The organism is Kitasatospora sp. NPDC048298 (genome assembly GCF_043201465.1).
Classification (GTDB): Bacteria; Actinomycetota; Actinomycetes; order Streptomycetales; family Streptomycetaceae; genus Kitasatospora.
Genome location: NZ_JBICYZ010000049.1, coordinates 63,800 through 74,389, shown reverse-complemented (window position 1 = coordinate 74,389; position 10,590 = coordinate 63,800). Strand labels below are relative to the sequence as shown.

Annotated in this window: 9 protein-coding genes; 6 read left to right on the top strand and 3 right to left on the bottom strand. The window is 71.5% G+C overall.

Translation table 11 applies throughout. From position 1 onward, the window contains the following. Nucleotides 1-241: 241 nt before the first annotated feature. Entirely contained in the window at nt 242-1,111 is an 870-nt protein-coding gene (locus ACGF0D_RS30185) for an Fpg/Nei family DNA glycosylase (RefSeq protein WP_392879829.1), read from the top strand. A gap of 46 nt (nt 1,112-1,157) precedes the next feature. On the opposite strand, the gene ACGF0D_RS30180 is transcribed toward ACGF0D_RS30185, so the two are convergent. Beyond that, entirely contained in the window at nt 1,158-2,018 is an 861-nt protein-coding gene (locus tag ACGF0D_RS30180) for an SAM-dependent methyltransferase (RefSeq protein ID WP_392879826.1), read from the bottom strand. Nucleotides 2,019-2,491: 473 nt separating this feature from the next. Between ACGF0D_RS30180 and ACGF0D_RS30175 the strand changes: the two genes are divergently transcribed. From ACGF0D_RS30175 to ACGF0D_RS30155, 5 genes are all read left to right on the top strand, one after another. Then, nucleotides 2,492-3,127: a polysaccharide deacetylase family protein gene (locus tag ACGF0D_RS30175; protein WP_392879823.1), complete on the top strand. Its 636-nt coding sequence runs from the start codon at nt 2,492-2,494 to the stop codon at nt 3,125-3,127. A 164-nt stretch (nt 3,128-3,291) separates the two neighbouring features. Next, a complete protein-coding gene (locus ACGF0D_RS30170; protein WP_392921572.1) occupies nt 3,292-3,618 on the top strand; it encodes a hypothetical protein in 327 nt (108 codons plus the stop codon). A gap of 215 nt (nt 3,619-3,833) precedes the next feature. Beyond that, nucleotides 3,834-4,706 carry a sulfurtransferase gene (locus tag ACGF0D_RS30165; RefSeq protein WP_392921570.1) on the top strand — a complete coding sequence of 291 codons (873 nt, stop codon included), beginning with the start codon at nt 3,834-3,836 and terminating at the stop codon, nt 4,704-4,706. Nucleotides 4,707-4,905: 199 nt separating this feature from the next. Then, nucleotides 4,906-6,444 carry a M1 family metallopeptidase gene (locus tag ACGF0D_RS30160; RefSeq protein ID WP_392921567.1) on the top strand — a complete coding sequence of 513 codons (1,539 nt, stop codon included), beginning with the start codon at nt 4,906-4,908 and terminating at the stop codon, nt 6,442-6,444. 165 nt (nt 6,445-6,609) lie between these two features. Further along, nucleotides 6,610-8,151 carry a M1 family metallopeptidase gene (locus ACGF0D_RS30155; protein WP_392921564.1) on the top strand — a complete coding sequence of 514 codons (1,542 nt, stop codon included), beginning with the start codon at nt 6,610-6,612 and terminating at the stop codon, nt 8,149-8,151. 56 nt (nt 8,152-8,207) lie between these two features. Here ACGF0D_RS30155 and ACGF0D_RS30150 read toward each other — a convergent pair whose 3' ends face one another. Both ACGF0D_RS30150 and ACGF0D_RS30145 read right to left on the bottom strand, forming a co-directional pair. Beyond that, complete coding sequence (locus ACGF0D_RS30150; RefSeq protein ID WP_392921561.1) at nt 8,208-9,017, bottom strand: aminoglycoside N(3)-acetyltransferase; 810 nt, start codon at nt 9,015-9,017, stop codon at nt 8,208-8,210. 95 nt (nt 9,018-9,112) lie between these two features. Next, on the bottom strand, nt 9,113-10,525 hold the full coding sequence (locus ACGF0D_RS30145) for a condensation domain-containing protein (RefSeq protein ID WP_392921558.1): 1,413 nt from the start codon (nt 10,523-10,525) through the stop codon (nt 9,113-9,115). Nucleotides 10,526-10,590 lie beyond the last annotated feature (65 nt).

Here is a 10,590-nt window from a genome sequence, read left to right as displayed (position 1 = left end):
CCGTTGGCAGTCTGAAAATCACCCGCCACGCCCCTCTCCGCACCCACCCCCTCCGCCGCCCCCTCCCGCAGCGCGTCCCTCTCGCTGGGGTGGGAGGGGTGGGTGGGTGGTTGCTGGGGGTGGGGATGTTTCCCTCGCTGGGGGGTGGGGTCTGGTGGGGGTGCTGGTGGGGGTGCTGGTGGGGGTGGGGTCTGGGGCTTTGTGGCGCGCGGGTGGGGGCGGGGCGGGGGAGACTGGGCGCATGCCGGAGCTGCCTGAGGTCGAGGCGCTGAGTGCCTTTCTGTCCGAGCGGTTGACCGGGCGGGTGATCGCTCGGGTGCAGCCGGTGGCGATCAGTGCGTTGAAGACGTTCGATCCGCCGGTGACGGGGTTGGAGGGGCGGACGGTCGGCGGGGTGAGCAGGCGGGGCAAGTTCCTGGACATCGAGGTGGAGGGGCTGCACCTGGTGGTGCACCTGGCTCGGGCCGGGTGGTTGCGGTGGAAGGACAGGCTGCCCGCCGAGCCGCCGCGGCCGGGGCCGCGCAATCCGCTGGCGTTGCGGGTACGGCTGGCGGGGGAGGCCGGGGACGGTTTCGAGCTCACCGAGGCCGGGACGAAGAAGGGGCTGGCGGTGTACGTGGTGCGCGATCCGGCCGAGGTGCCGGGGGTGGCCGGGCTCGGGCCGGACCCGCTGGACCCGGGGTTCGGCCTGGCGGACTTCGCCGGGCTGTTGCGCGGCGAGCGGCGGCGGCTCAAGGGGGTGCTGCGGGACCAGAGGGTGCTGGCCGGGGTGGGCAACGCGTACTCGGACGAGGTGTTGCACGCGGCGCGGATGTCGCCGTACAAGATCGCCGGGAGCCTGACGGAGGACGAGGTGGCCCGGCTGTACGAGGCGCTCGGGGGGACGTTGCGCGAGGCGGTGGAGCGTTCGCGGGGGCTGGCGGCGGGGGAGCTGAAGGCGGAGAAGAAGCTCGGACTGCGGGTGCACGGCAGGGCCGGCTCGCCGTGCCCGGTGTGCGGGGACACCATCCGTGAGGTGTCGTTCGCGGACTCCTCGCTGCAGTACTGCCCGACCTGCCAGACCGGGGGCAAGCCGTTGGCGGACCGGCGGCTGTCGCGGCTGCTGAAGTGACGCCTCCGTCCGACGGGGCCCGTCGGACGGAGGCGTGCCGGTGGCGTCAGCGCTTGATCGCGACGCCGCCCCAGTAGTACGCGGCCTTCGGGTCCGCCGGGGGCTCGCCGTCCGGGCGCCAGGCCAGCACCGGGGCGACGCCCGGCTCGACCAGCTCCCAGCCGTCGAAGAATCGGACCACGTCGTCGTAGCCGCGCGGGACCAGGGTCATGCCGCCGGCCCGGGCGGCCTCGGCGACCTTGCCGACGGCCTCCGGGTCGAAGTCCGGGGTGGGGGTGGTCAGTGCGATGCAGCTGCCGACCGGCAGGGCGTCGCGCAGCGCGGCGACCCGGCCCCACGGGTCGTCCTCGTCGGCGATCAGCATCAGCACGGCGATCATCAGCAGGCCGACCGGCTGGGTGAGGTCGAGGGTGGAGGTGAGCGCCGGGTCGGCGAACAGTTCCTCGGGCTTGCGCAGGTCGGCGTGGATGTAGGTGGTGCGGCTGGCCGGGCTGGAGACCATCAGCGCGCGGGCGTGGGCGAGCACGATCGGGTCGTTGTCGACGTAGACCACCCGGGTCCCCGGGCTGACCGCCTCGGCGATCTCGTGGGTGTTCGGCGAGGTCGGGATGCCGGTGCCGAGGTCGAGGAACTGGCGGATGCCGTGCTCCTGGGCGAGGTAGCGCACGGCCCGGCCCTGGAACGCCCGGTTGGCCTTGGCCATCGCCTTGACGCTCGGTACGGCCTGTTCGATGGCCTGCCCCATGGCGCGGTCCGGCGGGAAGTTGGTCTTTCCTCCCAGCCAGTAGTCGTAGACGCGCGCAGAGTGCGGGGCGGTGGTGTCGACACCGAAACGTTCCCACTGGCTGAGCTCGGTCGCGTGGTCGTCCTGCTGGCCCTGGTGGGGGAAGTCCTGACTTGTCGTCATGGCCACGTCCTCTGATGGCAGATCATCACACTGGGGAAGGCACAGCGTAGCGGGCCCGGGAGGAGGCGGGGCGTCCGGTCGGGGAAGATCCGTGGAAGAACCCGGGAAACGGGGTGTGCGGCAGGAGCCCTTGGGCCGTCGGAGTGGTGATCGGGTCCGTCTGAGTTGCCTCCGGGGAGCGGCGGTGACGGCCGGGGGAAGCATCCACAATGCTGTCAGATCGTCAGATTACTTCGCGTAGATTGCTGCTGGTTGCGGCCGGAATGTCCCTCCTGGGGACGGCTGCCGGATGTCGGGGCACCTGGGGCGAGGGGGAGGGCGGCGCCACGGCGGGGGCGACCGATGCCGCCGCCCCGTCCGCTCCGGCGGGGCCCGAGGGGGCGGCGGGCGAGCCGTCCGCCGCGGCCACCCCGGGGAGCGGGCCGTCCACGGTGACCTCGCCGGTGCCGCCGTCCGGGTCCCCGTCGGCCACCGTGCCCAGTGCGGTGCCCCTGCGCCGGGTGCTCACCGAGGAGGAGGGCAAGCCGGTATACGACCTGGACCCGGATCGGCGGGCGGTGGCGCTCACCATCGACGACGGTCCGGACCCCCGCCACACCCCGACCGTGCTGGCGCTGTTCGAGCAGTACGGGGTCAGGGCGACCTTCTTCCTGATCGGCGAGAACGCCGTCGAGCACCCCGCCCTGGTGCGGGAGATCGCGGACCGCGGCCACCACATCGCCAACCACACCTGGACCCACCCTGACCTGCGGCACCTCCCGGAGGGCAAGGTGCGGGACGAGCTGGAGCGCACCTCGGACCTGCTGCAGCGGACCGCCGGCCGGCAGCCCACCTGGTTCCGCGCGCCGGGCGGGGACTGGTCCCCGACCTCGCTCAAGGTGGCCGCCGACCTCGGGATGCGGAACATGGCCTGGTCGGTGGATCCGCGGGACTGGGCGCGGCCCGGGACCTCGGCGATCATCGACCGGGTGCTCAAGAACGTCCGGCCCGGGTCGATCGTGCTCAACCACGACGGCGGCGGGGACCGGTCACAGACGGTGGCGGCGCTGAAGGCGTACCTGCCGGTGCTCGTCGACTCCGGGTACAGCTTCACGGCCCCGCCGAACTGAGTGGGATTTCCGGTGGCTTTCGAATGAAGGCGAGTAGCGGTTTCAACCTCTAAATCACTCGAATAGGTGGATTAGAAGAAGCGTTTCTGCGGATTTTGGGCCTCTAGGGTGATCTCGCATCACTAACCGGGTACCGCCGAGTACCACCTGAAAGGCCCTCACCCATGCGTCTCCGCAACGCCGTGCTCGCCGCCGCCAGCGCCATCGCCCTCGTCCTCGCCGTCCCGTTCTCCGCCAATGCCGCGACGGGCGACTTCCTCTACAAGGTCGGCCCCGGAGTCGTCACCGGCCTGGCCGACCCGCCGAGCGGCGAGTGCATCGACCTGCCGTGGACGACCGAGGACGACCCGGGCTTCGCGCCGGAGAACCTCACCCGCTCCACGGCCACGGTCTATCTGGCCGCCGACTGCGCGGGTGACGTGTTCTACGTCATGAACCCCGGCAAGAAGCTCGGCGACCGGCTGAAGCTGCGCTCCGTCGTCTTCTCCTGAGCGGAGCGAGAAGAGCGAGGGGCGAGGGGCGAGGGGGCTGGGGGGCGAAGAGCGAGGGGGCGCGGGGTGGCCCGGGTCGGACGGACGGCGTAGGTTCGAACTGTCCGGCCCGGTCGCCGGCGACTCGCCGTGCCCGTACGTCCTGCCGTCGTCGCGCGGCCCGCTGAGCCCGTGGTCGGGCGCCGCAGCCTGGGCAGAGCGAAGGAGGGCCTGGGATGACCGGCAACGGCTACGCGCACCCCGAGGCGTTGGTCCACACCGAATGGCTGGCCCACCACCTGGACGACGGGACGATCCGGGTCGTCGAGGTGGACGAGGACACCGAGGCCTACGACCGGGACCACATCCCCGGGGCGGTCGGCTGGAACTGGACCACCGATCTGCACAGCCAGGTCGGCCGGGACTACATCGACCGCGCCGGCGTCCAGCACCTGCTGAGGGCGGCCGGGGTCGAGGACGACACCACGGTGGTGCTCTACGGCGGCAACAACAACTGGTTCGCCGCCTACGCCTACTGGCTGCTGCGGCTGCGCGGCTACGGGCCGGTGCGACTGCTGGACGGCGGGCGCAAGAAGTGGGAGCTGGAGGGGCGGGAGCTCACCCACGAGGTGATGGACTACCAGCACAGCGGCTACCGGCTCGACGGGCCCGAGCGGCCGGAGCTGCGGGCACTGCGGGACGAGGTCCTGGCGAAGGCCGAGGTGTTCGCCAAACCCGGCGCGGACGCGGTGCTCGTGGACGTCCGCTCGCCCGCCGAGTTCCGGGGCGAGCTGATCGCGCCCCCGCACCTGCCGCAGGAGCAGGCGCAGGTGCCCGGGCACATCCCGGGCGCGGTCAACATCCCGTGGTCGCAGGCGGCCAACGACGACGGGTCGTTCCGCTCGGCGGAGGAGCTGCGGGCGCTGTACGGGGGAAAGGGCGTGGAGTCGGAGCGCGAGGTGATCGCGTACTGCCGGATCGGCGAGCGGTCGGCGCACACCTGGTTCGCGCTCACCGAGCTGCTCGGCTACCCGCACGTCAAGAACTACGACGGCTCGTGGACGGAGTACGGCTCGCTGGTGCGGGCGCCGGTGGTGCTCGGGGCGTGAGGGCGGTGGGCGTGAGGAGTGGGGCGGGCATGAGGGGCGGGCGGGGGTGAGACGGAGTGACGGCTTCGCGGCAGTGCTGCGAAGCGGTGATTTCGGCGCGTTTCTTTTCATGAACATCTCACAAGTGGGGAGTGGGAGCGGGGCCTCCGGGACATGGATCGATCCGACCCAATCGTTCCGGTGATCCCTGGAGGACCACGTGCGCAAGAGGCTGATCGTCTCCGCTGCCAGTGCCCTGAGCCTGTTCCTTGCCGTCCCCGCCTCGGCAACCGACTTCCAACCCGGCGCGGCCGGGGTCGGCGACTCGTACTACCCCACCTACGGCAACGGCGGGTACCGCGTCTCGCACTACGACATCCGGCTGAAGTACCAGCCCGCCACCGACGAGCTGGAGGGCACCACGACCATCCTCGCCACGGCGACCCAGAACCTCTCCCGGTTCAACCTCGACTTCGCGCTGAACGTCTCCGAGGTCCGGGTCAACGGCCGGCCCGCGAGCTTCGCCACCAGCGGGGAGCAGGAGCTGGAGATCACCCCCGCCCGGCCGCTCGCCAAGGGCAGCCAGGCCACCGTGGTGGTGCGGTACAAGGGGGTGCCGTCCACCGTGAAGAAGTACGGGTTCACCAGCTGGCACCGCACCCCGGACGGCGGGATCGCGGCCAACGAGCCCGAGGCGGCCTGGTGGTGGTTCCCCAGCAACGACCACCCGAGCGACAAGGCGACCTACGACGTCTCCGTGCTGGTGCCGGACGGCACCCAGGCGATCAGCAACGGCCTGCTGACCGGCACCACCTCCCAGGCCGGCTGGACCCGCTACAGCTGGCGGGAGAACAAGCCGCAGGCGACGTACCTGGCCACGCTGGCGATCGGCAAGTTCGACGTCACCCGGGACACCACGCCGAGCGGGCTGCCGGTCTACAACGCGTACAGCAAGGACCTGGGCGAGAACGCGGATGCCGCCCGGGCGAGCGTGGAGCGCACCGGCGAGCTGGTCGACTGGCTGAGCGGCTACTTCGGCGAGTACCCGTTCAGCTCGGTCGGCGGATACGTGCCCAATGTCCCGACCGGCTACGCCCTGGAGACCCAGACCCGGATCTTCTACAGCCCCCGGCAGTTCGCGAAGGGCTCCAACACCTCGGTGGTCGTGCACGAGTTGGCCCACCAGTGGTACGGCGACAGCGTCTCGCTCTCGCGCTGGAGCGACATCTGGTTGAACGAGGGCTTCGCCCGCTACGCCCAGTTCCTCTGGTCGGAGCACGAGAACGAGGGCACCGCACAGGAGTTGGCCGACTACGTCTACGCCTCGCACCCGGCCGACGACCCGTTCTGGAGCATCAAGCCGGGCGACCCGGGCCCGGACGACCAGTTCGCGAGCGCCGTGTACGAGCGCGGTGCGGTGGCCGTCCAGGCGTTGCGCAACGCCGTCGGGGACGAGAAGTTCTTCCGGATCCTCAAGGGCTGGCCCACCGAGCGCCGCTACGGCAACGCCACCATCCCGGAGTTCCAGGCGTACGCGGAGAAGGTGTCGGGCCAGAAGCTCGGCGACGTGCTGAACACCTGGCTGTTCACCCCGAGCAAGCCGGCCGTCGGGCCGGTGCCGCCGGGCACCGCGGCCGTCGCCTCGCTGGCGCCGGGCGCGGAGACGGGCGTGGGCAAGGCGCAGGGGCAGCTGCCGGTGGAACCGAAGTCCTGGAAGAAGATCCAGGAGACCAACTCGGTGCACGAAGCCCACAACTGACGACATATCGGCCACGAGTGGCGTGACGGCTTCGCGGCAGTGCCGCGAAGCCGTCATTTCGGCGTGTTTCTTTTCATGAAGGTCTCACGATCGGGGAGTGGGAGCGGGGCCTCCGGGACAAGGATCGGTTCAACCCAATCGTTCCGGTGACTCCTGGAGGACCATGTGCGCAAGAGGTTGATCGTCTCCGCTGCCAGTGCGCTGAGCCTGTTCCTTGCCGTCCCCGCCTCGGCTGGCGACTTCCAACCCGGCGCGGACGGCGTCGGGGACCCGTACTACCCGACCCTCGGCAACGGGGGGTACGACGTCTCGCACTACGACATCCGGCTGAAGTACCAGCCCGCCACGGATGAGCTGGAGGGCACCACGACCATCCTCGCCACGGCGACCCAGGACCTCTCCCGGTTCAACCTCGACTTCACGCTGAACGTCTCCGAGGTCCGGGTCAACGGCCGGCCGGCGACCTTCGCCGCCAGCGGCGATCAGGAGTTGGAAGTCACCCCCGCCCGGCCGCTCGCCAAGGGCAGCCAGGCCACCGTGGTGGTGCGCTACAAGGACATGCCGTCCACCGTGAAGAAGTACGGCGGCTACACCGCCTGGCGCCGTACCCCGGACGGTGCGGTCGCGTCCGGCGAGCCGGTGTCGGCCGGGTGGTGGTTCCCGAGCAACGACCACCCGAGCGACAAGGCGACCTTCGACGTCTCGGTGCAGGTGCCGAACGGCACCCAGGTGATCAGCAACGGCGTGCTGGCCGGCACCACCTCCCAGGCGGGGTGGACCCGGTACAGCTGGCGGGAGAACAAGCCGCAGGCGACGTACCTGGCGACACTCGCGATCGGCAAGTTCGACATCACCCAGGACACCACGGCCGGCGGGCTGCCGGTCTACAACGCCTACAGCAAGGACCTGGGCGACAACGCCGCCGCGGCCCGGGCGAGCGTGGAGCGCACCGGCGAGCTGGTCGACTGGCTGAGCGGCTACTTCGGGGAGTACCCGTTCAGCTCGGCCGGCGGCTACGTCGCCAACATCCGGTCCAGCGGCGCCCTGGAGACCCAGACCCGGGTCTCCTACGGCCCCGGGCTGTTCGCCAAGGGCTCCAACACCTCCGTGGTCGTGCACGAGTTGGCCCACCAGTGGTACGGCGACAGTGTCTCGCTCTCCCGCTGGAGCGACATCTGGTTGAACGAGGGCTTCGCCGAGTACGCGCAGTTCCTCTGGTCCGAGCACGAGAACGAGGGCACCGCACAGGAACTGGCCGACTACATCTACGCCTCACGCCCCGCCGACGACCCGTTCTGGACCGTCAAGCCGGGCGACCCGGGTGAGGAGAACCAGTTCTCCGGCGCGGTGTACTACCGCGGCGCGGTGGCCATCCAGGCGCTGCGCAACGCCGTCGGGGACGAGAAGTTCTTCCGGATCCTGAAGGGCTGGCCCACCGAGCGTCGCTACGGCAACGCCACCATTCCGGAGTTCCAGGCGTACGCGGAGAAGGTGTCGGGCCAGAAGCTCGGCGATCTGCTGAACACCTGGCTGTTCACCCCGAGCAAGCCGGCCGTCGGGCCGGTGGCGCCGGGCGCCGCGGCCGTCGCCTCGTCGGCGCCGGGTGCGGAGACGGGCGCGGGCAAGGCGCAGACGCAGCTGCCGGTGGAGCCGAAGTCCTGGAAGAAGATCCAGGACGCCGCCTCGGTGCACGAGGACCGTCACTGACGGCATGCGGGAACGAGTTGGCGGTTCCGCGCGTACGGCGGGACCGCCGGCCCGGCCTATGCCGCTCCGGGGCCGTCCGCCGCCAGCAGCTCGGTCAGGCGGCGGACGGCGAAGGGTATGAGGTCGCGGACCGGGATCAGACGGCAGGGCGCGTCGCCGACCAGCACCTCCCGGATTCCCGCCCGCTCCTCGAACTCCCGCCCCACGACCGGGAAGTGGGTGCCGTTGTCGTCCGCGACGTCCGGTGCTTCGATCCAGACCCGCTCGCCCTGGATCGCCATCGGGAAGCGGCGGAGCTTGAGCCGGCGGTTGGGGGCGAAGGTCTCGGCGTAGTGCAGGAAGGTGTTGCGGTTGTGGCCGACGCCGACCAGCAGCACGTACCCGCCGAGGTCGTGCAGCGCACCGAACGGCGACTCCCGACCGACGGCGAAGCCGAGCGAGCGCCGGGCGGTGACCTCCTTGGCGTGCGCGCCGACGGCGGCGACCGAGACCTGCGGGTGGCTGCTGCGGAGGCTCTCCGGCAGGGCGCGCAGCGCCTCCGCCACCGCACCCGTGGTGGCGGGCAGCCCTGGGTGGAACAGCGGGACGGCGGCGCGGAGTTCGGCGACCCCGGGGCCGGGCGGGCCGCTGTGCCCGGGGGCCGGGTCACGGACGGTGTCCGAGGTGAAGGTGGGCGCGGCGACGGTGCCGCCGGGCCCGACCGCCTCGCGCAGGCTGGCCACCACGGCCGCCGCACCGCCCTCGACCCGGCCGAGGCTGGAGAGCGAGGAGTGCACGATCAGCGCCATGCCCGCACGGACGCCCACCCGGTGCCAGCCCTCCACGAGGTCGGCGGTGGTGAGCGGGCCGGTGCCCGGTGTGGTCATGGTGCCCCCTGGTGACGGTGGTGCTGTTCGTGCTGGGATCGTTCGAGGCCGACCATAGCGTGTGGCACTGACAGTCGGTCAGGACGGCCTCGGGGTCAGGCGTGGTCGGCGGGCCCGGGGGCGGCTGGGTCGACCTCCGGAGTGGTCCCGGCGTCGGCCTCGGTGAGGATCAACTCCTCGACGCCGTAGAGGAACCGCTCCATCGCGGAGCGCGGGAGCACCGACGGATCCGCCGTCATAGCCAGGCTCAGCGCGTCCGCGGTCTGCAGGGCGTCCAGGGCGTAGGTCAGGCCGGGGCGGGGTTCGAACTCCACCGGCCAGCTGAGGGTGGTCCGGTCCCCGCCGGGGTCGGCCGTGGCCGGCAGCAGTTCCCTGGTGTCGTTGAACACGCAGGAGCGGTCGGCCAGTCGGACGCCCTCGGCGGTCAGTTGGTCGATCTCGGCCGCCAACGCGAGCTTGTCGTAGTACGCGTGGCGGTAGGTGCCGATCGCCGCGGCGTGGGTTCGGCGCACGATCTCGCCGAACTCGGCGGTGGCGTCCGGGAGATGGAACAGTCCGTCACCCGCGACCACGCTCACCGCGTTGGCCAGTTCGGGCAGGAAGCGGTTGTTGACCACGACGTTCAGCACGGCCTCGGTGGAGCCGGCGAGCCGGGCGGTCATCGCGGCCGTCGCGGCGAGCAGCACCGAGCCCGTGCTGACCCGGTGCCTGGCCGCCACCCGTTCGACGGCCCGGGGCAGGGCGGGGGAGCGGAGCACCGCGTTCGGGAACCGGCCGGGCTGCGCGGCGGCCGGCGGGAAGAGCCGGGCCGGGCCCAGCCTGAGCTTGCGCACGAACTGCGTGCGGGCTCCCGCGTCGCGTCGCAGGCCCCGTTCGGAGTTCTGGAACTCGGCCTCCTCCAGCGGTTGCCGGGCGGGTGCGCGCAGTTCGGCCAGTTCCTCGGGGGAGCTGCCGAGGCAGAGCGCGGACAGGTCGGCGACGAGCCGGCCCATCCCGGTGCCGTCCACCGCGGTGTGCGAGAGCACCAGGCTGATGTGCCGGACCAGCCCGCCCGCCGTCACCGCGCCGATCCGGAGCGGCCACTGGGTGGCGGTGTCGAAGGCCTGCGCGGCCAGCTCCTCGTGCAGCCGGGCGCCGAGCTCGGCCGGCTCCTCGTGGTCCTCGCGATCCTCGTGGTCCTCGTGGCCATCGTGCTCCTCGGCGGGTTGCAGGTGGACGTCCAAGAGGCCTTCACCGTCGACGACTTGGCGGAGGCAGCCGGACTCGTCGGGGAGCAGTCGGGTGTGCAGTGAGTCGTGCAGGTGCAGCAGCTGCTGCAGCGCCGTGAGCAGGACGGGCAGGGGCAGTCCCGGGTCCAGCGGTGCCGCGGTGGCGATGTTGTAGCGCGGCGCGTCGGCCGGCGGCAGCTGTCGTACGGCGTCCCAGATGGCCCGTTGGCCCCAGGTGGCCGGTCCGGACCCGGTCCGTCCGGACGAGAAGGCGATCTGAAGCAGTTGGCGAGTGGTCAACGGTCGGCTCTCCGTGGTGCGGTGGTCGGTGCGTCGTACCGGTGCGTTGGGAGCGCGGGTGCTGC

Excerpts from the sequence above, each read along its gene's own strand:
- ACGF0D_RS30150 (WP_392921561.1), bottom strand. The coding sequence starts at position 9,017 with ATGACCACACCGGGCACCGGCCCGCTCACCACCGCCGACCTCGTGGAG.
- ACGF0D_RS30165 (WP_392921570.1), top strand. The coding sequence starts at position 3,834 with ATGACCGGCAACGGCTACGCGCACCCCGAGGCGTTGGTCCACACCGAA.
- ACGF0D_RS30185 (WP_392879829.1), top strand. The coding sequence starts at position 242 with ATGCCGGAGCTGCCTGAGGTCGAGGCGCTGAGTGCCTTTCTGTCCGAG.
- ACGF0D_RS30180 (WP_392879826.1), bottom strand. The coding sequence starts at position 2,018 with ATGACGACAAGTCAGGACTTCCCCCACCAGGGCCAGCAGGACGACCAC.
- ACGF0D_RS30170 (WP_392921572.1), top strand. The coding sequence starts at position 3,292 with ATGCGTCTCCGCAACGCCGTGCTCGCCGCCGCCAGCGCCATCGCCCTC.